20 protein-coding genes and 2 tRNA genes are annotated in these 25,493 nt (G+C 42.0%); 12 read left to right on the top strand and 10 right to left on the bottom strand.

The genetic code is table 11. The features are described from left to right. Positions 1 to 94: 94 nt before the first annotated feature. On the top strand, positions 95 to 853 hold the full coding sequence (gene hisF, locus B3X18_RS06680; RefSeq protein WP_004659983.1) for an imidazole glycerol phosphate synthase subunit HisF: 759 nt from the start codon (positions 95 to 97) through the stop codon (positions 851 to 853). A gap of 323 nt (positions 854 to 1,176) precedes the next feature. Here the strand turns inward: hisF and B3X18_RS06675 are convergent, their stop codons facing one another. Then, a complete protein-coding gene (locus B3X18_RS06675) occupies positions 1,177 to 1,821 on the bottom strand; it encodes a sterol desaturase family protein (protein WP_004797727.1) in 645 nt (214 codons plus the stop codon). Positions 1,822 to 1,935: 114 nt separating this feature from the next. Between B3X18_RS06675 and B3X18_RS06670 the strand changes: the two genes are divergently transcribed. Then, on the top strand, positions 1,936 to 2,943 hold the full coding sequence (locus tag B3X18_RS06670) for an AraC family transcriptional regulator (protein WP_005404639.1): 1,008 nt from the start codon (positions 1,936 to 1,938) through the stop codon (positions 2,941 to 2,943). 39 nt (positions 2,944 to 2,982) lie between these two features. On the opposite strand, the gene B3X18_RS06665 is transcribed toward B3X18_RS06670, so the two are convergent. From B3X18_RS06665 to B3X18_RS06655, 3 genes are all read right to left on the bottom strand, one after another. Beyond that, positions 2,983 to 3,225, bottom strand: a complete 243-nt coding sequence (locus B3X18_RS06665; RefSeq protein WP_005404640.1) for a hypothetical protein — start codon at positions 3,223 to 3,225, stop codon at positions 2,983 to 2,985. Positions 3,226 to 3,295: 70 nt separating this feature from the next. Continuing rightward, entirely contained in the window at positions 3,296 to 4,369 is a 1,074-nt protein-coding gene (locus B3X18_RS06660; protein ID WP_005405261.1) for a DNA/RNA non-specific endonuclease, read from the bottom strand. Between the two features lie 160 nt (positions 4,370 to 4,529). After that, positions 4,530 to 6,407, bottom strand: coding sequence for a potassium transporter Kup (locus B3X18_RS06655; protein ID WP_005404642.1), 1,878 nt, complete (start codon positions 6,405 to 6,407; stop codon positions 4,530 to 4,532). Positions 6,408 to 6,527: 120 nt separating this feature from the next. Here B3X18_RS06655 and B3X18_RS06650 point away from each other — a divergent pair. The 3 genes from B3X18_RS06650 (at position 6,528) to B3X18_RS06640 (ending at position 8,362) form a co-directional block, all read left to right on the top strand. After that, positions 6,528 to 6,617 (top strand) — tRNA-Ser (locus tag B3X18_RS06650). A gap of 473 nt (positions 6,618 to 7,090) precedes the next feature. Further along, the gene (locus B3X18_RS06645; protein WP_080548205.1) at positions 7,091 to 8,149 is read left to right on the top strand and encodes a type II asparaginase; all 1,059 of its coding nucleotides are present in this window, start codon (positions 7,091 to 7,093) and stop codon (positions 8,147 to 8,149) included. Between the two features lie 137 nt (positions 8,150 to 8,286). Beyond that, positions 8,287 to 8,362, top strand: a tRNA-Thr gene (locus B3X18_RS06640). Positions 8,363 to 8,389: 27 nt separating this feature from the next. Here the strand turns inward: B3X18_RS06640 and B3X18_RS06635 are convergent. From B3X18_RS06635 to B3X18_RS06625, 3 genes are all read right to left on the bottom strand, one after another. Continuing rightward, positions 8,390 to 9,226 carry an SAM-dependent methyltransferase gene (locus B3X18_RS06635; protein ID WP_005404644.1) on the bottom strand — a complete coding sequence of 279 codons (837 nt, stop codon included), beginning with the start codon at positions 9,224 to 9,226 and terminating at the stop codon, positions 8,390 to 8,392. A 6-nt stretch (positions 9,227 to 9,232) separates the two neighbouring features. Next, positions 9,233 to 10,531, bottom strand: a complete 1,299-nt coding sequence (locus tag B3X18_RS06630) for an FAD-dependent oxidoreductase (protein WP_005017923.1) — start codon at positions 10,529 to 10,531, stop codon at positions 9,233 to 9,235. A 428-nt stretch (positions 10,532 to 10,959) separates the two neighbouring features. Then, on the bottom strand, positions 10,960 to 12,378 hold the full coding sequence (locus B3X18_RS06625) for an iron-containing redox enzyme family protein (protein ID WP_005017922.1): 1,419 nt from the start codon (positions 12,376 to 12,378) through the stop codon (positions 10,960 to 10,962). A 660-nt stretch (positions 12,379 to 13,038) separates the two neighbouring features. On the opposite strand from B3X18_RS06625, the gene B3X18_RS06620 reads away from it, so the two are divergent. From B3X18_RS06620 to B3X18_RS06600, 5 genes are all read left to right on the top strand, one after another. Continuing rightward, a complete protein-coding gene (locus B3X18_RS06620; protein ID WP_005404645.1) occupies positions 13,039 to 13,509 on the top strand; it encodes a CinA family protein in 471 nt (156 codons plus the stop codon). Between the two features lie 52 nt (positions 13,510 to 13,561). Further along, positions 13,562 to 15,685: a catalase HPII gene (katE, locus tag B3X18_RS06615; RefSeq protein ID WP_005024128.1), complete on the top strand. Its 2,124-nt coding sequence runs from the start codon at positions 13,562 to 13,564 to the stop codon at positions 15,683 to 15,685. Between the two features lie 313 nt (positions 15,686 to 15,998). Continuing rightward, entirely contained in the window at positions 15,999 to 16,646 is a 648-nt protein-coding gene (locus B3X18_RS06610) for a hypothetical protein (protein ID WP_005404646.1), read from the top strand. A gap of 276 nt (positions 16,647 to 16,922) precedes the next feature. Further along, complete coding sequence (locus B3X18_RS06605) at positions 16,923 to 17,249, top strand: hypothetical protein (RefSeq protein WP_005017916.1); 327 nt, start codon at positions 16,923 to 16,925, stop codon at positions 17,247 to 17,249. Positions 17,250 to 17,325: 76 nt separating this feature from the next. Beyond that, positions 17,326 to 18,192, top strand: coding sequence for an SDR family oxidoreductase (locus tag B3X18_RS06600; RefSeq protein WP_005404647.1), 867 nt, complete (start codon positions 17,326 to 17,328; stop codon positions 18,190 to 18,192). Positions 18,193 to 18,337: 145 nt separating this feature from the next. On the opposite strand, the gene ssb is transcribed toward B3X18_RS06600, so the two are convergent. From ssb to B3X18_RS06585, 3 genes are all read right to left on the bottom strand, one after another. After that, a complete protein-coding gene (gene ssb / locus B3X18_RS06595; RefSeq protein WP_005017910.1) occupies positions 18,338 to 18,922 on the bottom strand; it encodes a single-stranded DNA-binding protein in 585 nt (194 codons plus the stop codon). Between the two features lie 51 nt (positions 18,923 to 18,973). Continuing rightward, on the bottom strand, positions 18,974 to 20,338 hold the full coding sequence (locus B3X18_RS06590; RefSeq protein ID WP_005017908.1) for an MFS transporter: 1,365 nt from the start codon (positions 20,336 to 20,338) through the stop codon (positions 18,974 to 18,976). Between the two features lie 148 nt (positions 20,339 to 20,486). Continuing rightward, positions 20,487 to 21,569 carry a DUF475 domain-containing protein gene (locus tag B3X18_RS06585; RefSeq protein WP_034669790.1) on the bottom strand — a complete coding sequence of 361 codons (1,083 nt, stop codon included), beginning with the start codon at positions 21,567 to 21,569 and terminating at the stop codon, positions 20,487 to 20,489. A gap of 240 nt (positions 21,570 to 21,809) precedes the next feature. Here B3X18_RS06585 and tenA point away from each other — a divergent pair, with 240 nt between their 5' ends. Next, positions 21,810 to 22,484 carry a thiaminase II gene (tenA, locus tag B3X18_RS06580; RefSeq protein WP_005017903.1) on the top strand — a complete coding sequence of 225 codons (675 nt, stop codon included), beginning with the start codon at positions 21,810 to 21,812 and terminating at the stop codon, positions 22,482 to 22,484. 107 nt (positions 22,485 to 22,591) lie between these two features. After that, positions 22,592 to 25,423, top strand: a complete 2,832-nt coding sequence (gene uvrA / locus B3X18_RS06575) for an excinuclease ABC subunit UvrA (protein ID WP_034669788.1) — start codon at positions 22,592 to 22,594, stop codon at positions 25,421 to 25,423. The last annotated feature ends 70 nt before the right edge of the window (positions 25,424 to 25,493 follow it).

The following is a 25,493-nucleotide window of genomic DNA, read 5'->3' as shown; positions in this document are numbered from 1 at the left end:
CATATCGAATTTGATAGAATACCTTCTCCCTCTATCAAGGTGTAGCATCTGCGGAGGTGAGTTTCATAATCGGCTGTTATAATTGGAAAAATTTATGCTCGCAAAACGTATTATCCCTTGCTTGGATGTTGATAATGGCCGAGTTGTTAAAGGCGTTCAATTCCTTGATATTCGTGACGCAGGTGACCCTGTCGAAGTTGCACGTCGTTATAACGAACAAGGCGCCGATGAAATTACCTTCCTTGATATTACTGCAACCCATCATGGGCGGGATACGACTTATCGTACAGTCGAACGTATGGCTGAAAGCGTGTTTGTACCTTTAACTGTTGGTGGTGGTGTCCGTAAAGTTGAAGATATTCGTTTATTACTAAATGCGGGTGCTGATAAAGTCAGTATCAACTCGGCAGCAGTATTTACGCCTGAGTTTGTGCAGGAAGCCTCACAGCGTTTTGGCGCACAATGTATTGTGGTCGCAATTGATGCGAAAAAAACTGGCGAAAACAAGTGGGAAATCTTTACCCACGGTGGTCGTAAGCCAACAGGAATTGATGCGATTGAATGGGCTGTGAAAATGGCTGACTTCGGTGCGGGCGAATTGCTGATTACCAGTATGGATGCCGATGGAACCAAAGCGGGTTATGACATTGCCTTGATGCGTCAGATCAATGATCGTGTCAATATTCCGACCATCGCATCAGGTGGCGTAGGCAATTTACAACATTTGGCTGACGGAATTTTGAAAGGCGGTGCAGATGCGGTACTGGCTGCTTCAATTTTCCATTTTGGTCAACACACCATTCCAGAAGCTAAGCAATATTTGGCTGAGCAAGGGATTGAAATGCGTCTTTAAACGCGAGTATTACTCAAAAAACCAACCTCTCAAAATCATCGTTTGAGAGGTTTTTTATTCACTCAACATTTCCTCAGGCAAAAAAATACCTTGCCTAAGCAAGGTATGGAAACTGCGTTTATACAACGCTAGAGGGTAAACGTGAATTTTGTCATTTTGAAAATTCTGTGCATTTCAAATGCTTGAATCAAAATAGCTATAAAATGAACAAAAATATTGACATTAAAAACAGATTTTATTGACAATTCACGACATGGACGACTGAAGTATTGTCGTGATTCGTCAAAATTTTGGTGCTTTATTGTCACACTTCGCATTTTTCACTAAGCAACTGATTCTTGTTGCTCCGCATCGGCTACAGGTGGTGTCACTAACTTTGGTTTTTGCTCAACCCACTTCGCAGGGAAAACCGATTCAATCGCTTGAGTCAGCGCTTTGGAAAGTGGCGCAGGTAGAGGTAAACCGAGTGGATTGGCTTCTTTTAAATCAGCAGATGAAACCACGCGTGTGCCCATGACATAATCAAACCATGGACGGGTCACACACCAATTCGCATCTTGATTTGAGTTCATGTGATGATCATAATGCCAGGGAATACGTTTTTTTGCCCATTCTGGCTCTAAATGAGAACGGCGATGCACATAATAATAATTACCTGCACAATACCAGAATGACAGCGCCATCCCTTTGGAGAATGGATAGGCTGCCGCACTCAACACGGTTGCAACCACAGCCAATGACATAATTTCATTACGTGTACGCCAACTGTCTAGACCTTCCACATAACAATCATCAGAAAAGTCTTGTTTACGGACTTCACGATGATGTGCCCAATGCGATTCCATCTGTTTTGGCGTTGGACTGAAACGTGGCTTGCCTTTACGGTGTACCCCATGCAATAGATATTTATGAGCAAACCATTCATATGCATTTACAACTGCCAAACCTGCAACAAAACCCTTCAACATGGTTTTCTCCAAATGTTTCCTTATTTTTTTAAAGATATAAATTTTTGTAGGCGAAGTATTGACGATACGATATATTTATATTGACAAAACACGACAGAATAAGGAGTAGACAGGATGTCCCAACTCAAGAACTATACAGGCTCTGTTTATGGCGGATTAGGGCATTTATTAAAGGCTTATTGCGAAACAAAAAATATTGAAATTCCTGAGCAATTACAACAAGTCCAAAATCTTGAACGTTTTGATTACGTCATTTGGCGTGACTTACTTGAAGATCTTAATCGTTTAAATCCCAAGACAGGTTTAGGCTTAGAAATTGCAGAGCACGTACAACCTAAACATTTAGGAATTATTGCTTATCTCGCACTGTCATGTGAAAACTTGGGCGAAGCATTGGCGCGTTATCATGATTTTCATCGCTTAATTTATGATGGTAGCCCTCTCGTCGTTGAATTTAACCCACCCTACGCATCAATCCGCTGGGAAGCTCCAGAACCCAACCCAACCCAATTAACAGATGAAATTGCAATTGCGCTGATGGTGCAATTCCATAAGTTATTTCTGTCAGGTGAAGATCTCAATCTACACGAAGTGCATTTTGTGAATACCGCACCGAAAAACATTATGGTTTATGAGCAGTATTTCCGTTGTAAAGTCCGTTTTGATCAGCCTAAAACTCAGCTACTTCTACCTGTTACCGAAGCCTTTAAGCCACTTCGAACAGGCGATCACACTTTACAGCAATTGTTGCTACAACAAGCTCAAGCTTTATTGGATAAGCTTCCCAATTCCACTCAACTCGATCAACGTCTGCAGCACGCCATTTTGACAGGCCTGCAAAAGAACCAATACCAGATCGACTTTATTGCGAAGAAACTGGGGGTTTCGGTTCGGCAGTTACAACGCCACCTGCAACAGCAAAATGCCACTTTTCAGGAACGGGTACAGGAAGTTCGCTTTATGCTGGCAACTGAATATCTAAAAGACCCACACCTGAGTTTACAGGAGATTGCCCTGCTGCTTTGCTATTCAGAACAAAGCGCTTTTCAGCGCGCATTTAAGCTTTGGACTGGTTTAACCCCACAACAGTGGCGGAAGAACAATACCATTTATAGTTCTTAATCAAGTTGATAAGGAAACGATGGTTTCTTAAAGCATTTTTTATAGAAATGGATTTTCGATTTCCTGTTCAGGTTGGCGCTGAATTTTTTCAGGGAGATTTTCCTGTTCCAGGGCTGCCACCAGCTCATTAATAAAGGCTTGCAACTTCTTGGCAGCCTGTAAACCGACCTGATCTTTGGTTATTTGCAGATTGCCATATAGGCTCACACAATCGACCTGATTTTCCAGCGTTAGGTCATAGATTGCGGAAGACTCATTTCCATTCACAAAAGGCTTAAACATCTCGTTCCCCATTATTATTCTCTTTTCATCACACTGAGCTAAACATAGATGATTTGCAAGATGCTCTACATTATCTCAACAATTGTAAAAAATACTGCACCAGCATATCCACCAACTGCTTGATCAGCGCCTGCTTGGTTTCCTCATCAATCTGTGGCAACTTACTTTCAGCAGTCTGGGGCTGTCCTGAAGCAAACTGCTTTTGTTGAGCCTGTATGCTGGCGGTATCGGCTTCTTCCGCACATTGGCTTTCCGCATCCCAACGCATATATTTAATGTCTTGATTGGCCTTAACCTGAGCTGCGGTCAACGGTAATTGATAGATGTTACGCTTCTGCTGCTCGGTCAGTTGCGGGAATAAATTAATGCCTAGCTTTTCTTCCAGATAACAGATACTGACCACTTTTACCTGCTGGGAATCATTATTGGGCGCATAGTAGGCACCACTAATGCCCTGCTTGGGCAGATAGACCGCCTTATACACGGCAGTTGGCACAATCACGCCCTGCCCAATGGTTTTGAGTCGTTTTCCCTCAAACACAGGCCCTGTAACAACATAAGCATCCCTATGCTGTTTGGTTACAATCGCACGCACGGCTTCCTCCAGCTTACGCCAGAGTTCCTGATTATTTTTAGGCGATTGCGGTACCATATTAGCTAAAGAGAAACTATCATATTGTGCAGCGGTGTTATTCATATCGCCATTTGGCGCCATGTGCCCACGGTCATAGCCTGAACCACGGTAGTCTGTCAGCAATGCACGATGCGCCTGTTGCACCCGTGTTTCCTCATGGAAATTGTCTTCACGCTTGATCTTGATGCTTAAACGTTCAGGTGTCAGATACTCGGCCGACCACAATGGGGTTTTGGACACCCCCGAATACATCACGTTGAAGCCGTTAAAGCACAGTGCATAACTGTCTTTTTTCAGGCTTTCCCTGCTCAGTATCGGTGGCACATCACGGTAGAACTGTTTTAGGCATCCACTATTGCCGCCTGAGGCAGGAAGAAGCTTGGCAATTTTTTCACTGCCAAATGCGATTGCAAAACTTCCCGTTGCAACTAGGGTAAGTAGAATCTTTCCAATATTCTGGCTTAAAAAATTAGCTTGAGTTTTAGCCTTTTTGCTTGGTTTCTTTGCCATAACCACATCAAGATCAACATGAACGCGAAGCTTAACAATTCAGGAGCATGCTGTATATTGCGCTACCGTTTAGAACGACATTTTATGTCGCAAAACTGTTCACTTGATCAGCAGGCAATAAAAAAGGCACTCGAAAGTGCCATTTTTATGTGTATTTTCACTAGATCTCGATCTGGCTACCCAGTTCTACCACACGGTTGGTCGGAATCTGGTAGAAGTCACTCACAGGGCTGGTATTACGCTGCATTGAAATAAATAGCTTCTCACGCCAAGGTGCCATACCGTCTCCAACTGTACTAATAATCCGTTCACGTGAGACAAAGAAACTAATCTGCATCAGGTTATATTCAAGCTCAAGTGCCTCATAGACTGCTTCCAGAGCATGAGGAATATTCATCTCATCCTTAAAACCATAGTACAGCTCAACCCGATAAAAATGTTGATTTAGTACCTCTACATGAAAGCGCTGTTCGTCAGGCATATAAGGTACATCTTGTATCTTGACTGTCAGAATAATATTTTTCTGATGCAAGACCTTATTATGCTTCATGTTATGCAGCATCGCATGTGGAACTACAGTAGGTGTACCGGTCAGGAAAACTGCCTCTCCTTCTACCCAGTTAGCCTGATCACCGATACTCTCGACAAATAGCTCCAGAGGCAAGGTATCCTGCTGTAATTTTACAAAGGTCAGCTCACGCCCCTGTTTCCAGGTAATCAGCAGAAGAAAAGCAACTCCACCGATCAATAATGGCACCCATCCGCCCGAGAATACCTTTAGTGAGGTAGCACTGACCAGTACCAAGTCCAGTATCAGAAATGGAATGATCAGCAGCATCAGCTTTGGCATTTTCCATTTCCAGCTGTAACGGATAAATGCAGCAATCAGCAAAGTGTCACACAGCATGGTTAAAGTTACAGCCAGGCCATAGGCATTAGCAAGGCGCGAGCTGGTCTGGAAAATCAGGATTAAGACAATAATAGAAGCAAGCAGTACCCAATTGAGCAATGGCACATAAATCTGGCCCTGTTCTGAATCCGAGGTATGCTTAACAGTAAGGCGTGGTAAATAACCCAGCTGGATAGCCTGACGCGCCAATGAAAATACGCCTGAAATCACCGCCTGAGAAGCAATTACTGCAGCCATAGTGGCCAGAAAAATCATTGGATACAGCGCCCATTCCGGCACTAGCAGATAAAATGGATTTTCAATAGCACTCGGATTTCTCAATAATAATGCGCCCTGTCCTGCATAATTAAGTACCAGACATGGCAAGACTACAAAAAACCAGGCCAGACGGATGGGTACAGGCCCAAAGTGTCCCATATCGGCATAGAGTGCCTCACCACCTGTCACAGTAAGCACTACCGCTCCCATGATAAAAAAAGTCATGAGCGGATGGCTTACAATAAACTGAAACGCCCAGTGTGGGCTGAACATTCCTAGTACCACAGGTGTCTGAATAATACTGGAAATGCCCAATAAGCCGAGCGAGAAAAACCAGAGCAGGGTTAATGGACCAAAAAATTTGCCAACAAAAGCAGTACCATACTTTTGCATGATAAATAGGGTCGTCACGATGGTAATGGCGATTGGAACAATATACGGATCCAGAGCATCTGTTGCGATAGATAGACCCTCTACGGCAGATAATACTGAAATCGCAGGTGTAATAATGCCATCACCAAAAAATAGTGAAGCCCCAATAAAACCAATAGCAATTAACAGTAATTTTTTGCGGTCACTGAAACGGGTATTACGTAAATTCAATGCAAGAAGCGCCATGATGCCGCCCTCACCATTGTTGTCTGCACGCATTACAATAGCGATATATTTAATGGTAATGACCAGCGTCATTGTCCAGAAGATAATCGACAAAATACCTAATACATTAGCTGTACTGATCCCTAAACCATGAGCTGCATGGAATGATTCCTTAAGTGCATAAAGCGGACTGGTCCCAATATCCCCAAATACCACCCCTAATGCTGCCAAGGTAATCGCAGGCAATGCGGCTTTTTTTGCAGAACTTTGCATATTTTGTCTTCATAACAGATGCCATTTTTGCGCCATATTATCACCGAGTTATTTATTTTTCTTCAAATCAATTGTTTCAACTTGGCAGGCGCGGTTTTTTTAGTTATTATCGCACGCCTTGGTGAGGTGTCCGAGTGGCTGAAGGAGCACGCCTGGAAAGTGTGTATACGTTTACGCGTATCGAGGGTTCGAATCCCTCTCTCACCGCCAAATATCATTCCCATGATGTCTTATGGGATCTTAAAAGACTTAAACCACAATGGTTTAGGTCTTTTTTTGTGTCTAATAATATCTACTTTATCTGTTGCAATCCCGATATAGTCGGGGGTATAACTGGGGGTATAATAATTAATTTATAAATCTAGAACACCTTAAATCAGTCAATAAAAAAATTTCTTATCATTGAGCTCAATGCCAAAAATTTATAAATTAAGAATAAAATAATCTCAAGCTTATCTAGTAATTCTTAAATATCTTTTAAACCTCCTCAAACTTCTTTTAATCTTTTAAAACTGAATTTATATCTCAACGTTCTATTTAAATATCGAAATCCTCATCACTGAATATTTATTAATCTAAAAACAGTATTTTAAATTTATATGACTAAAGTCTGCTGCTTTGTATTAACTTATAAATGGTACAAAAAATGCTTGGAATGTACATAAATCTTAAAAGGAAAAATGATGAAAAAAACACTCTCCGCTCTGACTTTAAGCTTGGGCTTACTCTTACCCTTTTCTGCTTTTGCCAAAAATAATGTTGTGGTTGTAGCGACTGGAGGAACCATTGCCGGTGCTGGTGCCAGCTCAACCAACAGTGCTACCTATACAGCGGCTAAGGTACCCGTTGATGACCTATTAAACGCAGTACCACAAATCCAGAATCTGGCTAATGTTACTGGAGTACAGGCTCTTCAGGTAGCTTCCGAGAGTATTACTGATAAAGAATTACTGACAATTGCCCGTAAAGTTAATGAGCTGGTTAAAAGACCTGATGTTAACGGTGTAGTGATTACGCATGGAACAGATACTCTGGAAGAAACTGCCTACTTTCTAAGCCTGACCGTGCATACTGATAAACCGATTGTAGTGGTAGGTTCTATGCGTCCACCTTCAGCGCTGTCTGCTGATGGGCCTTTAAACCTGTATAGTGCTGTTGCTCTGGCAGCCGCAGACAATGCAAAAAATAAAGGCGTATTCGTGCTCATGAATGATAATATTTTTGCAGCACGTGATGTCAGCAAGACAATTAATATCCATACCGATGCCTTTGCCAGTCAATGGGGACCGTTAGGTACACTGGTTGAAGGGAAACCTTACTGGTTTAGAAGCGTAGCCAAACGATTTAACAATACGTCTGAATTTAATATCGAGAATATTAAGGGCGATGCTCTGCCGCTGGTCCAGATTGTTTACGGTTCTGGCAATATGTTGCCCGATGCCTATACCGCATATGCTCGAGCAGGCGCAAAGGCAATTATTCATGCGGGTACAGGCAATGGCTCGGTAGCCAAAAATATTGTACCTACCCTGACTGAGCTCCAGCAGCGTGGTATACAGATTATTCGTTCATCTCGTGTACCCCAAGGTTTTGTATTAAGAAATGCCGAACAGCCAGATGATAAATATAACTGGGTGGTTGCACATGATTTAAATCCGCAAAAAGCCAAATTGCTGACTGCACTTGCACTCACTCAGACCAGAGATGCTAAAGAAATTCAGCGTATGTTCTGGGAATATTAATTTTTAAATATTAATTAAAGAAGGTATCTTCCGATACCTTCTTGATGACCTGAAAGCATTAAACGTAGACAAAATTCATTTGTTCATTTTTTCGCTTGTGAAAATCAGGTGTTTTTCGGTAGAATCTACGCCACAGTGCCGGCATAGCTCAGTTGGTAGAGCAACTGACTTGTAATCAGTAGGTCCACAGTTCGAATCCGTGTGCCGGCACCATTTCTCTTCTACTTTTCTTTTCTCGATTTATTCAGCTTTTACTGCACTAATCTGTACGTAGCGAATTAATCCATCAGCGTAAAGCTGGGCGCAAAGTTTGGCTGTCATCTGGATTTTATAATAATCTGTATTTTTTATAGTGGATTGTCCAGAGTTACGTAGTTTTGCCACGTATTTGGAAAAGCCCTGCAAAACTTCTGAAGATATATCTTGGATCATTATTTGCTCATAACCATAATTTTCTAGCAGATTTACCATTTCAGTTCGAGTTTTTAAGTCTTTAAGTTTGAGATCAGCTGCTTTGACCAATAACTGGTATTTACTTTTTTGCCAGAGGCTTGCCTGTTGCCAGTCATCTGACAACATCAAATAATGGAGTCCTAGATGACCGTGCTGCTTTAAATGACCAGTTACACTATTCAGAAAATGGCTTAGTGCATGATGGTAAGCAGCATCAATACAAAGAACCACATCAAACTGCTGAGTAAATTGTATTGGTTTTAAGGCAAGAAAAGACTGGTTATAAATCGCTTTTAAAGCTGGCAGATGATATTGACCAATCTTTTTGACACAGTTTTGCTGTAACTCTACAGCTTCTATATATTGAACCTGGTACTGATTTTGCCAATGCAGCAGACTCGCTCCCTGGCCGCAGCCCAGATCTAATACAGCATCCTGAGCCTTAAGCTGTACTGCCTGCGCTAACCTGTCAGCCAGCTGCTGGCAGGCCTGAGGATAATTTTCCTCAGCTTGCCAGTAACCCAGGTTGGTCCAGGCCAACTCTGCCGAGTCACCCAACTGTGCTGCATCAATAGCATATTTATGCTGGGGTAAGTACTGGCAGAGAATCTGGGCCCATTTCATGAGATTTTAATAACCAAGTTGCGGCGCGATCTCCACTTTAGGTTCTAAACCTAAAAATGGCAAAGGTGCATCAAAGATCTTGGCAATATGAATAGCCGAAGTGACAGCAGACTCCAATATCGGCAGACCATCACATGACCATGAACCACAGTAGAATACCTTACGGTTCGGTTGTAAATGCTGTTGCTGGACTTCTTTGTTTAATGCCACAGTTTTGGAATCAACTACTGCCCGAGTCAACGTTACACTAGAAATCACTTTTTTCGGATCAATTTCAGTAACCGGACGCCATGTCTGAAATACCGGAGACTTACCGACCAAACTTGGCTCAACTGCATTAAGCCAGACAGTAAACTGTTGTCGGGTAAAATGACGGTCCATCATATAACTCAGTACACACCAGTCTTTACGGCGCGGCGGCATTACTGAGCTATCTGTATGTATAACCAGTTCTCCCTGTTCAAACTTAAACTGTTTGAGAAGTTCAATATCATCCGCAAATTGTTGCGGGTTCATGAACTCTTCAAGTTTAGTGGTCGGTGTTGCAACTACTACCCGGTCAAAGACCGACTGCTCACCATCCTGTTTTTCCAGCAGAACTTTTTCACCCTGTTCTTCCACCTTACAGATTGGAGAACTACTTTGAATACGAATGCCCTCGATCAATTTATCTACCAAGGCAGGTGTTCCGCCTTGCATACGGATCAGGGCATCTCCATCAGTCAATTGACGCAGAAAAATTAGTAACGGTTTGGCAGGCCAGTCTCCGATTGTTTTCGGATTACAGGTACAGATGGTATAGAGTACCGGCATTACTGCACCATGCCAGAATACTTCTTCAATATCATGCTGGTTAATGAACTCAGCCAGTGTAATGTCCTGATTTTTAGACTTGAAGAACTGATGAATTGCTGTTTTTAGCTGTAGCATACCTTTAACCAGACGCCAGCCATACTGCTTGATGCCCTTGCGGTTATTAATAATAGGAATATTACCAATGCGGGTACGTGAAGTTGTGAGCCAGGTTTCAGTACGATCTTCAAATAGCCAGCTACAGGCCATATAGGTACGTACCGGAAAAGTTTTAATGCCCAGGTAACTGGCCAGACTCAGTGTATTCTTCCATAAATAGGGATTCATAACCCGTAGTGGGGCATCAATCAGTCCCCCCTCAAACTCCAGACTATGACTGTCCATACCTCGGCCCGGGAGTGCCTCGAAAATAGTAATTTCATGTCCTGCATCTTTCAGAATTCTTGCGGTAGCAAGCCCAGCCATGCCACTACCGATTACTGCAATATCCAAAGTTATTATCCGTCAGTTAACCGTTTTCCAGATTATGTACCAACGCTCTCAGAAACGCCGTATTAAAAAATGCCAGAATTCTAAATTGTCTATCTCAAGTATCAGGCAGACTGGAGGGTAAATTCATCTAGCTAAACAATTCCACCCAATAACCATGAAAAATATAACCCTTTAATAAATAAAATTTTTATAAAAAGATTGTGTACTAAAATAGAAGAAATAAGCTTAAAAAATTTCTCTCAGGATTAAAAAAATTAAGTACAAATTTCTGTATATATAATGTTAATTTCAGTATTTACATAAAGGTCAACTGGCTCGATGGTCAGATCTTGCTATAGTTCATTTTCACAAAATAATTCGGGTATAGAATTGCGCTATACCCGATCATGTAAGAACTTTATATCAAGAAAATTCCTGCCTAACTGAACTTAAACAAAAGAAGCTTTCAGAGCTGGAAACAGTGATCGTGTAAACTGATCCGTACTCCATAGCCCTACCGGGGTATGATGCATATGAGGTGCCAGATAAGGAAGTAACATATTCATACGCTTCTGGAAATCAGTTTCAGCCTGATAGGACTTCTTCAAAAAAGTCAGTTCGAAATCGACCATATCTTCTGGACGGTCCTGACTCTGGTTCTTCTGCTCATGCTTTCTTGCCCAACCACGCAAGCTGGTAGTTGAAGTACTTTGTGGACCCTGAATCCAGTCGTAAATCATCTGTTTTTCAGGATAGCTAAATACACCAAACATTTTACCGCGGTCATCATCAATCAATTTCCAGAAACGGCTTTCCTGTACATCTTCCCCCGGCTTGATCCAGTTTTTACGGATCAGGGCATCCAAGAAGGCCACTGTACTCTCATCATCCTGTAACCAGTCATTAATCTGCCGGTTTTCTATACGGCATTTATCACCATGAATAAAACGACCCACTTTGGCTTTCTTGATCAGAATTTTTTCTACATTACTGCGCAGATCAAGATTTTTAACTACCGCAGTGGAACCTATACCTACATCATTCAAGTAATAGCCAATTTTTACACGGCGCAAAAATTCTTCTTTATCTTGATAGCGCTGGGCAACTTTAAGTACACCTTCTAGGGCTTTCTGGGCATGGCCATTATCAAAGTTATCAATCGTGATATGCAGATTAAAATAATGTGAGTCAATACCAAGTTCTTTTAACTCATAATTACTGATGAGTAAATGTAAGGGAAGCTGCTCATATCCCATGTTAAATCCTAACACTTCTGGAATATATTCAGCAGGTGCATAGGCTAAAGCCAGTTGCACCGCAGCCTGGATATAATGTTCATCACTCAAAAGATTTTCAAAATCGTTAAGCTCAAGCTGATCCAGTAATTGCTGATAGAGGCAGACATGGTTGAGTGAAGAAGATCCACCTCCCAGTTCATCCAGGTAAATCGAGATCGCTTCATTGTAAACAGGATTTTGCCAGTATTTGCACAAGCTATAGAGCCAAGAACCATCAACCATTTTGGTCGGGCCAATCTTGACCAGAAATTCTAGAGCTTCACCGACGTTTTTAAAATATTCACGGGCACCATTTTGCCTCCTTCGTTCCAGATAGCTCTGAAAAGACTCACATGCCTGAATATTTTTATTGTTGAGCCATGCCCCTAAATCTTCTAAATTTTGTGGAAACTCCTTTTCTTCAAGTGTAATTGTATCAATAAAACGCTCTAAACAAATTTCGGCGAATTTTTCCTTTTCAGCCGTATCCCGCTCAGGTTCAGAAAAAAATTTTACTGTTTCTTTATGAGATAAGGCCGGGCTTTTCTTCTGGGTCAGCTTTCTCACTGGCTGCGTTGTTGTGGTAACCATATTTCATTATCTCTTTTTTTAATCCACTCCTGTTAGGAAATAGCATTCCCCTCTTCTTTTAAATAAAGTTTGTGTTATCTCTGGTTAAGAACACGTAAAAATAAAGTTGTGTTTTAATAAATTTCTTTTATTTTCAAAAAACTAAAGACTATAAACTCTACTTTTATTTACATTTTAATATTTTGAAACACCTAGAATATTATTGTAGAAGTTTTTATTAAATTTATTAATTCTAATATTCTTAAAAACAAAAAATAAACCCAAGATATATATTAATTTATTAATTTATTTAATAAATTTTGGATACAGAAATTTTATTTCTCTTAATCATTCATGATTATATTTTTAAAGGAATGCCACCTTAAGTTTTAACTTTTGATTTCATGTGTAAGGATTGTATATGTTGGATATATTTTTATACAACTGTTTATATAGCAATATGTAAACATTATAGAAATACAGAGAAACAATTATACTTAAGTCGTTATTTTTATTTATTTTATATTAAAAACCCCTATTTAACTTTTATATTCAAAAAGTATTAAGTATGTAAGTTGCTAATTCAATTTTGCCCATTTTCTGTTTTTATCTACCGACATCGCAATAAATTTAAAAAGCATTGCTCTAGAACTAAACCTAATAAGACAAGGGAGCTTCTAAATGTTTTATGTCTGTTGCAAGCACTTGGCAGATCTAGGCTTAAAAGTTGCGTTCATCGAAAGTGCAACAGCAGGTTATCTGGCTTATCAGTTTTCACTTAACCCGCATTCGGGTGAGGTTTTAATTGGCAGTTTGGTCTGTTATGACTTAAAAGCTAAAGAAAAAATCTTAAATATTCCTAAAGATCTGATTGAAGAGTATACGCCTGAGTCTCAGGAAGTCACTCATTATCTGGCTGAGCATGGTCATCATTTCTTTGATGCCGACATTATTGTGGCCTGTACAGGTCTGGTGAAACCTGGTGGTTCGGAAACACCGGAAAAACCTGTCGGGACCTTTTTCTATTCTATTTACTATAACGGCAAAGTTCATGATTTCAGATTTTATGCAGAGGGTGCGCCTGAAGAAAAGTTGCATAAAGTCCTGAATCAGGCTTGCCGTGAATTAAATCAGCTGATTCAACCTGAATGAGGGTTGTCTTTGAAGTTTGTAGTACACACACCTAAAACAATAGAGGCATGGTATGACGAATCAACATTATTCTAAAAGTGAGCTGGCAGGCGCCGACACACCAGATAAAGAAAACGATAACCTCAAGACTTTTGACTTAAATAGTGCACGAAGTGATGCTACGGGTCATGCACTGACGACCAATCAGGGTTTAAAAATTGCAGATAACCAGAATACGCTCAGAGCAGGTTCGCGTGGCTCTGCCCTGCTTGAAGATTTTATCATGCGGGAAAAAATTACCCACTTTGACCATGAGCGTATTCCGGAGCGGATTGTACATGCCCGTGGTTTTGGTGCACATGGCGTATTTCAGGCTTATGAAGGGAATGAACGTTTTACCAAGGCGGCCTTCCTGACTAATACGCAAATTACTACACCTATGTTTGTACGCTTCTCGACTGTACAGGGCTCACGCGGTTCACCAGATATTCCACGTGATGTTCGCGGTTTTGCCATGAAATTTTATACCACTGAGGGAAATTATGACCTGGTGGGTAACAATATGCCGGTCTTCTTCATTCAAGACGGGATAAAGTTTCCAGATGTCGTACATGCCGTTAAACCCGAACCACACAATGATATCCCTCAAGCAGCTTCAGCACATGATACTTTCTGGGATTTTGTTTCACTTACACCAGAGACAGCGCATCATGTAATCTGGCTAATGTCTGATCGTGCAATTCCACGAAGTTTCCGCGGCATTCAGGGTTTCGGGGTGAACACTTTCCGCCTGATCAATGCTGAAGGTAAATCTCACTTTGTGAAATTCCACTGGACCCCGATGCAAGGTGTGTTCTCGGTACTCTGGGATGAAGCACAAAAAATCAATGGTAAAGACCTTGATTTTAACCGCCGTGAACTATGGGATGCTATTGAAAGCGGTTTATATCCGGAATGGGAACTCGGTGTTCAGCTCATTCCTGAAGAGGATGAGCATAAGTTTGATTTTGATATTCTGGATGCCACCAAATTAATACCAGAAGAGCTGGTCCCTGTAACTCCAATTGGTAAAATTACACTAAACCGTAATGTAGATAATTTCTTTGCAGAAACTGAACAGGTAGCTTTCTGTCCGGCACATGTTGTACCGGGTATTGATTTTAGTAATGACCCGTTACTACAGGCACGACTGTTCTCTTATACAGATACCCAGTTAATACGCCTTGGGGGTCCAAACTTCCATCAGATTCCAATTAACCGTGCCGTTTGTCCTTTCCATAATAATCAGCGTGATGGTTATCATCAGCGGATTGTGCATCAAGGTCAGGCAAACTATGAACCTAATTCGATTGATAACAACTGGCCACGTGAAACTCCACCTGCACCAAGTGGCGGTGGTTTTGAAAGCTACTATGAACGTGTAGATGCACATAAGGTACGTGAGCGCAGTGAGTCTTTTAATGATCACTTTAGTCAGGCACGTCTATTTTATGTTAGCCAGACTCCACATGAGCAACAGCATATTAAAGATGCTTATGTATTTGAGCTTACCAAAGTTAAACGTGCTTATATCCGTGAACGTATCGTCAATGAAATGCTCAGCTATATCGACGATGACTTGGCGAGCTATGTTGCACAGAAGCTTTCACTTCCTATGCCACCAAAACGCGAGCTAGCAACTGTTACTCCGTCAAAACGCCTGAGTCAGGAGGCCTTCCCGCCACTTGATATTCGTGCACGCCGTCTGGCCCTGCTGGTACAAGATGGCTTCAGCATGCAGGAATTTGAAACTATTCAGGACTGGGCAATCAAGGAAGGCGTTATCCTTGAATGTATCAGTGATCATAGCGGTTTCGTGACTTCTGATACAAACGCGACTTTACCGCTCAAAGGAAACTATCAGTCAGAACCTTCGATTTTCTATGATGCAACTGTAGTACTTGGTGGTACCAAGGAAGTTGTACCAGATCAGGAAGGCTATCTGATGCATTATATTATGGAAACCTATAAGCATCTGAAACCACTGGTCTTCCTGAACGGGAATGAAAGATTAATTACTACCATGCCTCTTATTGAACCTGATGAAGGTGTAATTACTATGCCGAACTTTACAGCTGTTCAAGAACAGCTGAAAACTGCACTGCTCAAACATCGCGTCTGGGCTCGTGAAATGCAGGCCAAAAAGATTCCGGCATAATTTTCTAAACTGTAATAATAAATAATAATAGGAAAAGCACTAAAGTGCTTTTCCTATTTTTTTTAATAAAGCAAAACTCATCTAGATAATCTTTAAATCTTATTTATATGTAACCAATGTAATATTAAATTAATTTAAGATTAACCTAAAACATAATAACTTCCTATTTTAATTACCTAATTCTATATTCTTATTTATTTTAAATAATTCATTTTAATTATTCAGCAACATGCTTAAACACTTCATAACCTAATTCTATGTTTTAATTATTTTCATGTGATGTATAGATTATTTTAAACACAAGAGGTGAGACATGAATAATATGAACAATCAAAATCAGGAAAATCAACAACATTTGCAAAACCAGCAAGGACAGACTGGCGAACAGAAACAACAGGAAAATAATACCCAGAGCAAACAGGATCAGGGTATTCACCACCAGAACCAACAACTTGGTGTCGGGCAGGACGGCCAGCAGAGTGTTGAGCAACAACAGCAGCAAAGCCAGCAACATACCCAGCAGTCAGACCAGAAGGGTCAAGGTTTAGGACAGCCAGATCAGCAGAATTATAACCCGCAGGGTCAACAGAATCAGTATAACCAACAAAGCCAGCAAGGTTCATCGCAGAGCCAGCAGGGTCAAAATATGGGCCAGCAGGGTATGAGCCAACAAGGCCAAAGTCTGAACCAGCAAGGTGGTGTTAATAATAACCAGCAAGGAACTAATCGTGGTCAGGAAGGCCAAGGTCTGACAGGTACAGGCATGGGTGCTACCAGTCAGCATAATCAGCAAAGTCATGGCGGCCAGCCACAGCAAGTTAGCCCTGAACAGCAACAGCAGCAACGCACCACTCAGTATGAACAGGGTCAGCAGCATCAGCAAAATAGTAATAATGCAATGCAGCATGAAACTGATGATCAATATCGCTCTCGTCAGGAAGGTCAAAATGAAGATTATTAATCTTAGAAAATTAAGATTATTTTCATCTTTGGCTATTTGTTAATATAGATAGATTTAAATATATTACTTCTTTCTTAAAAATAAAAAATTTAATATCGGATATTTATATAATATCCGATTTTTTATATTTAATTTATTAAATAATATTTCAATGTAAAATTAAAAAACATAAAGCAGCAATCCCTCTATGTTTTAATATATTTTCCCAACATCTTTTTTAGTAAATAGCTTTTATATTTTAACTATAGATTTTTAATATAAAGCAGGAGATGTACAATGGTTGACGTAAATGAAAACCTAACGGATACGACCAGCACTTATAAAGACGATACACATCGTCAATCTCAGGAATATTGGAAGGAGAATTATAATAAGACTCCATATTATAAAGATGCATTAACACACTATCCTGACTTGGAATATGATCGTGATTATTCAGGTGCTTATAACTTGGGTTATACCAGCCGCCGAGAAAATGAAGGCCGTCACTTTGATGAGATGGAAGGCAACTTGCAGCAGAAATGGGAAGAAACTAAACGTGAATCACGTTTAAAGTGGGAACAGGCTAAACATGCCATTAAAGATGCCTGGGACCGTATGTAAGTATTTTAAGTCAAGGATTCAGAATTTCTCTGAATCCTTTTTATTTATTTTTTTATAACAATCATCCGGAGATCTTATGAATCAGTACCCAGCTACACCACCTGCACAGATTCAAACCCATCAACCGGGTAAACAGACCAAAATGAATCCCGAGCCTGAAATTATCAAGGCTTTCCATAAAGGTAGTGATAAATTAAAAGATAAAGTTGCATTGATTACTGGTGGTGACAGTGGAATCGGCCGCTCAGTTGCGGTGTTATTTGCACGTGAAGGTGCAGATATTGTGATTGCTTATCTAGAAGAAAGTCAGGATGCTGAAGATACCAAAGCAATGGTTGAACAGGAAGGCCGGCGTTGCCTTCTGGTAAAATGTGATATCCAGAAAAAAGAAGAAGTTGATCAGCTAGTTGAAAAAGCTCTAAATGAATTCCAGAAAATTAATATTCTGGTGAATAATGCCGGGGTACAGTACCCACAGAAATATCTGACTGATATTCCGCAGCAGCAATTATTCAAGACTTTTGAAACCAATATTTTTTCAATCTTCTACCTGACCCAAGCAGTACTGCCTTATTTAAAAGAAGGTGACAGTATTATTAATACGACCAGCATCACCAGTTATCACGGACATGACCAGCTGATTGACTACTCCAGCACTAAAGGCGCCATTACCTCCTTTACACGTAGTTTATCGACTAATCTCCTTAAAAATAAAACAGGAATTCGTGTAAATGGTGTTGCGCCCGGACCGATCTGGACCCCGCTTATTCCAAGCAGCTTTGATGAAGAACAGGTCAAAGATTTTGGTAAGGAAACGCCAATGGAACGCATGGGCCAACCAAGCGAAGTGGCGCCTGCCTATCTATTTCTGGCTTCCGATGATGCCAGCTATATTTCAGGCCAGGTTATTCATGTAAATGGCGGTTCAATCGTTAATGGCTAATTAAAAATAGATTTGCAGTATTTTTACTTTTGATAGAACTTGCTCAACAACGACTCAGCTCTTTTTTTGAGTCGTTCTTTTTTATTTAAAAAATGAATATAAAAAAGCAGACCCACGGGTCTGCTTTTTGTTTTATTAATACCAGTTAGAATGGCAGATCATCATCCAGGTCAGCCGGAACTTGAGAGGCTGGAGCTGACTGAGGAGCTTTAGGTGCGAAACCGCCCGGGTTATTATTGCCATAACCGCCACCTTGGTTGCTGTTATTATTAAAACCGCTACCCTGCTGGTTGCCGTTACCATAACCGCCCTGGCTACCCTGATTATTGTTAAAACGTGGTTGACCATAGCCTTGATCACCACCAAAACCTGCACCTGCCTGATCGCCCTGCTGTCGGCCTGAGTCTAGCATCTGCATCTGTTCACCACGAATCTCGGTAGTATAACGTTCCTGACCGTTCTGGTCGGTCCATTGACGGGTACGCAATGAACCTTCAATATAAACTTTTGAACCTTTACGTAAATATTGCTGGGCAATTTCACCTAGACGGTTGTGTAGCACAATACGGTGCCATTCTGTCTGTTCTTTACGTTCACCTGTGCTTTTATCTGTCCACGATTCACTCGTTGCGATAGAAAACTGTGTTAAAGAGCCGCCATTTGGGAAAGTTTTTGTCTCTGGATCGCGCCCTAAAGTCCCTACTAAAATAACCTTATTTACACCACGCATCAGCTGTTCTCTTCCTATTCATTTCTATGTTTTACTTTATAAGAGTTATGCTTAAATGGCTACCTCTTTACCCAACAACTGCGTCAAATTATGTCGAGCAGCTGCATCCACCTGCTGTTTATCGACTTTAATATAGGCCAGTTGCTGTTCAGGCATCACCACGACCTCTTCAATACCACGAATCGCCAATAACTTAGAAGTCCATTCATCTGTTTCCTGCATTTCTGGCAAGCTTAAAACCAGTGAAGTTAAATAGCGTGGCTGAGCCAGACCAAAACTGATGAATAACCAGATTATGGCAATTGCTGTCAGGATACTCCAGCCTAGAGAAGTATTATGCAAAGTCAGCAGGAAACCGCCCAGTGTTCCTCCGAAAAAGGCACCCAGAAACTGGCCACTGGCATTGACACCCATGGCGGTAGCCTTAGACTGCAAAGGTGCAGATTTGGACAGCCAGGACGGCAATAATGCTTCCATCACATTAAAAGCAATAAAGAAAAACCCAAGGCCGGTCAGCAGGATATATTTAGACTCAAAGCCAAAAATCATGATCAGCAGGCCTAATATAACTCCAGTAATTGCCGTCAAAAAGATTCCACGCATTTTGCGATATTTTTCCGCCAGGATAATACTGGGAAAAGCAAAAAACAGACTAACTACCAAAAGCGGTAAATAGACCATGCCATGACTGGCAAGCGGAATATGGGCAAATTCAATCAGCTGTGAAGGTATATATACAAACATTGCGGTAAGCAGCAAATGCAGGCTGAATACTGAAAAATGCAGACGGTTCAGATCACCCATTTTCAGGACCTGCTTAAGCTGTTGCAAATAGCCTTGGGAAAAATTCTTATGATGACGAGTGACCTTAGGCACCATGAATAACATTAGAATCGCCAGAAGGCCCATGACTGTGGTTACCCAGAACAGGCCGGAAATACCGACAATTCCTGTAAGCCAAGGACCCAGACTAAAAGCTACTACGAACGACAGGCCGATACTCATGCCCATCACAGCCATTGCTTTAGTACGCTGCTCTTCACGGGTTACATCGGCGAGTAAAGCCATCACTACTGCTGAAACTGCACCACCCCCAGCAATAGCACGGCCAATAATCACGCCATAGATAGTCTCTGACATGGCAGCAATTGCACCGCCCAGAGCAAACAACAACAAGCCAATCACTATAAGAGGTTTACGGCTGAATCGATCTGCCAGCAAGCTGAATGGAATTTGAAGAATCGCTTGGCTCAGACCATAAACACCCACAGCCAGGCCCAACAATGCTGGTGTCGCATACTGATATGACTGCCCTGCTACAGAGAATACAGGAATAATCATGAACAGGCCCAACATGCGTAAAGCAAAGATACTGCTTAAGGCAAAAGTTGAACGGCGTTCTAAGGCATTCATCATAGCAACAGGCTTATTAGAAAATAAGATGAATTATAAGATAAAGCAGCTCAAAGCGCGTAGCTCTGTTATTCGAAATAACGATATTAATGACAATAAAAAAGGGTATATGACTATACCCTTCAACTTATTCTGAGTTTAAAAATATATTCTAACCAAGACGTTCTGTCCGTTTACGATACTGGATTGAAGCCAGTACTGCCCAGACAATAAATGCCACCCCGATCAGGCCGGTTACCACTTCAGGAATATGTACGCCTGTGCCACTTGCCAGCATGATGATGGCCAGTGCGCCAATTGCATAATGCGCACCATGTTCAAGGTAGATGTAAGCATCCAGTGTACCTTTTTCGACCAGATAAATAGTCATGGAGCGGACGAAAATTGCACCAATTGCCAAGCCTAGCATAATAATAACTACATCACTGGTAATTGCGAAAGCTCCAATTACACCGTCAAAGCTAAAAGATGCATCCAGCACTTCAAGATACAGGAAACCGCCGAAACCTGCTTTTACTACACCGGTTGCTGCGCCCGTGCTGTCATGTGTAACAGCGTTACCTTCTTCATCAATTTCCGGTTCACCGCCTAGCAGATGACTAAGTACCTGTACCCCGATATAAATTACAATTCCCCAGATACCAGCCATAGTTACGACCAGACGTTTTGTCTCGTCTACATTGGCAGCCACTACCAGCAAAGCAATCAGGGCAATAAATACAGACATGGCCGGTACGCTGGCCAAACTGGTTAAGCGTCGCTCCAGCCAGCGAAACCAGTGAGTATCTTTACCTTCATCCAGGAAGAAATTCAGAAAAACCAGAAGCAAGAAAGCTCCACCAAAAGCAGCAATTTCAGCATGATGGTCCATCAACCGCTGCGAATAGGCCGTTGGATCATTAAGTGCCAGTCTTACCACTTCCATTAATCCCATATCAGCAGTGACTGCAACAATCACCACAGGGAAAATCAGACGCATACCGAAAACCGCAATTAAGATACCAACTGTCAGAAAGATCATTTTCCAGAAGTGGTCCCAGTTACGTAGTACTGAGGCATTGACTACAGCATTGTCAAATGACAGGGACACCTCCATTACTGCCAGGATGGCCGTGATGGTCAGAGCCTTGAACATGGTTTCTATGCCTGATTGAGGCCCATGGGTATAGCCCCAATAAGCTGACAGTGCAAGACACACCACCGTAAAAAAAATGGAAAATCGGAAATGCTTCATGGATAAACCTATTCACAATGAATGTTTTAAAACCTGTTTGAACCGGAGAAGTCTACGGCATCTTGTTCCAGTAATTATGACCTGTTTTTTTTGAAGCCGGTAAAAACTTTTTGATCAGTGAGCAACCTGATGTATTAAGAAGTTTAAGTTATATTCAAGAGCTCATGGTCTTATAGATAACATCCTATAGTGTTGGGATATTTTAAGTATTTTTTAACGCTTACCTTCAGGAGTATAAAATTGCATTTTTCACAATTACTGTGGCGGGATAATCTGGGTTTATATGAACGAATCCTCAAGATGCCTTTCAACCAGGAACTGATGCAGGGAACCTTATGCAAAAAAATCTTCACTCATTATATTATTCAGGATGCACATTATCTGCTTGCCTACGGCCGTGCCCTGGCAGTTTGTGCAGCCAAAGCTGCAAATGCCGAGGAAGTGATTCAGTTTTCTGAAGCTGCACGGGTAGCAATTGTATTTGAACGTAGCCTGCATAAGGATTTCATGCAGAAATTCGGTATTAGCCCAGCCCAATTTGCAGCTACACCATTGACTCAAGCCTGCCATCATTACACATCATTCCTGAGTGCAACTGCCTGGTCAGAAAGCTATCCGGTGGTTCTGGCTGCCCTGTTACCCTGTTTCTGGATATATGCTGAAGTCGGCAGATATATTGTTGAGCATTCAGCGCCCGACAATCCCTATCAGGCCTGGATTGATACCTATGCGGGTGAAGAGTTTCATCATGCGGTAAGGGAAGTGATCATGACATTGGACCAGGTGGCTCAGCAGTGTGATCACGAGACATTAAATAAAATGCAGCAAGTTTATAAACGTGGTGCTGAGCTGGAGTGGATTTTTTGGGACAGTGCCTACCGGCAGCGGGACTGGCCTGAAGGTTTAAGTGAATAGTAAAACAATGTGACATAAACTGACGCTTTAAAATCATAAAAACTACGCTTGAACATTTTTAAAGCGCTACCATATATAGAGTTTTAAACGCTTACTTAGGACGATTCATGAGTCAAAGTCATATCCGTATTCGAGGCGCACGTACCCATAACCTCAAAAATGTGTCACTCGATATTCCACGGGACAAGTTCGTGGTAATTACGGGACTTTCGGGCTCAGGTAAATCTTCTCTTGCTTTTGATACCCTGTATGCCGAAGGTCAGCGCCGTTATGTCGAGTCATTGTCGGCCTATGCGCGTCAGTTTTTATCCCAGATGGAAAAACCGGAAGTTGATGCAATTGAAGGCCTGTCTCCTGCAATCGCAATTGAACAGAAGTCAACCAGTCATAATCCACGTTCTACAGTGGGAACTATTACAGAAATTTATGACTATTTGCGACTGCTTTACGCACGTGTAGGTACACCGTACTGCCCGGAACATGACTTGCCAATGGTGGCGCAGACTGTGTCAGAAATGGTAGATGCTGTAAAAGCCCTGCCTGAAGGGACAGCCTTGATGCTGCTGGCACCGGTAGTACGTGAACGTAAAGGTGAATACTCTACCCTCTTTGAACAGTTGCAAAGTCAGGGTTTTGTCCGTGCACGTGTAGATGGCGAAATTATTGAAATTGATACGCCACCCGAACTGGACAAGAAAAAGAAACATACTATTGAAGTAATTGTGGACCGTTTCAAAGTACGTGATGACCTGGGTAATCGTATCGCTGAATCTTTTGAAACTGCACTACGGCTCGGCGGAGATCTGGCAGTTTTATCCTGGATGAAAGATGAACATCCAGACCGGGTATTTTCGGCCAAACATTCATGTCCGGACTGTGACCGTGCGGTAGGTGATCTGGAACCACGGTTATTTTCATTTAATAATCCGTTTGGTGCCTGTCCAGCTTGTGATGGTCTGGGTACCCGTAGCCACTTCAGTGCCGATAAACTGATCCATAACCCGGAGCTGAGTATTAGCCAAGGTGCAATCCGTGGCTGGGACCGTCAGCGCCCTTATTATTATTCAATGCTACAAAAAGTAGCTGCCCATTATGATTATTCTCTGGAAACCCCGTGGAAAGACTTGGGTAAAGATATTCAGAAGAAGTTTTTATATGGTACAGGGCGTGAGAAAATTGATCTCAGCTATGTGGACGAACGTGGCCGCCGTCATAACCGGGTTATGCCTTTTGAGGGTGTATTGCCACATCTAGAACGGCGCTACCGTGAGACTGAAAGTAATTATGTACGAGATGACCTGTCACAATACTTGTCGAATGCTGCTTGTGATGTTTGCGACGGTTCTCGGCTGAATGAGATTTCACGTAATGTAAAAATTCTGGACCATACCATCAGCCAGATTACCCGCATGTCGATCGGTGATGCCGCACATTATTATGAGCATCTGCATCTGGAAGGCGCCAAAGGTGAAATTGGTGACAAAATCTTCAAAGAGATTCGTGAGCGTCTTCACTTTCTGGTCAGTGTCGGTCTGAATTATCTGAGTCTTGCGCGTTCAGCAGAAACCTTGTCTGGTGGTGAAGCACAGCGTATTCGTCTGGCTTCACAAATTGGTGCCGGTCTGATGGGCGTGATGTATGTACTGGATGAGCCTTCGATTGGCTTGCACCAGCGTGATAACGACCGCCTACTGCAAACCCTGATTCGTCTGCGTGATCTGGGCAATACTGTACTGGTGGTTGAACATGATGAAGATGCCATTCGTGCCGCTGACCATATTATTGATATTGGCCCAGGTGCAGGAGTGCATGGCGGTTATGTAATTGCTGAGGGTACAGCCGATGAACTTTGCCAGCACAAAGATTCACTGACTGGCAAATATCTTTCTGGTGAGTTAAAAATCGCGGTACCACAACAGCGTGTTCAGCCGCCAAAACCGGAAGAACAGATCAAGCTGTTAGGGGCGTCAGGACATAACCTGAAAAATGTTGACCTTACCATTCCCCTAGGTGTAATGACCTGTGTTACCGGCGTGTCTGGTTCTGGAAAATCTACCCTGATTAACCGGACCTTGTTACCTCTGGCAGCTACTCAGCTCAATGGAGCAACTACCTTAACACCAGAGAAATTTGACAGTATAGATGGTCTGCAATTTCTTGATAAAGTTGTAGATATTGACCAGAGTCCGATTGGACGTACCCCACGCTCCAACCCGGCAACCTACACAGGCGTATTTACACCTATCCGGGAACTGTTTGCCCAAACACAAGAAGCCAAAGCACGCGGCTATAGTGCTGGCCGGTTCTCCTTTAATGTAAAAGGTGGCCGCTGTGAGGCCTGTGAAGGTGATGGCATGATTAAGGTAGCAATGCACTTCCTGCCGGATATGTATGTACCCTGTGATGCCTGTCATGGCAAACGATATAATCGTGAGACTCTGGAAGTTGGCTATAAAGGTAAAAATATTTCCGATGTACTGGAAATGACGGTAGAAGATGCAGCTGCATTCTTCGAGGCTATTCCGGTAATTCATCGCCGTCTGGAAACACTGACTCAGGTAGGTCTCGGTTATATCCGTCTGGGCCAGTCGGCAACCACGCTGTCGGGAGGTGAAGCTCAACGGGTAAAACTGGCCCGTGAATTAGCTAAACGTGATACCGGGAAGACTCTGTATGTACTGGACGAACCTACCACAGGCCTGCATTTCCATGATATTGCCAAGTTATTAGATATCCTGCATGAGCTACGCAACAAGGGTAATACCATTGTAGTGATTGAGCACAATCTGGATGTTATTAAGACTGCAGACTGGGTGGTCGATCTTGGACCGGAAGGAGGCTCTGGTGGTGGTCAGATTATTGCTACCGGCACACCAGAGGAGGTTGCTGAAGTAGCTATTTCACATACAGGCCGTTTCTTGAAACCTTTATTGAAATAGACTCCTCAGCTGTTAAAGCCCTATTGAAAACGGTGATATATTCACCGTTTTTTTATTTTAAACTTCATAA

This window comes from Acinetobacter sp. UBA6571 (assembly GCF_002434085.1).
In the GTDB taxonomy this organism is placed as follows: domain Bacteria; phylum Pseudomonadota; class Gammaproteobacteria; order Pseudomonadales; family Moraxellaceae; genus Acinetobacter; species Acinetobacter radioresistens.
This window is presented reverse-complemented; position numbering and strand designations above follow the sequence as displayed.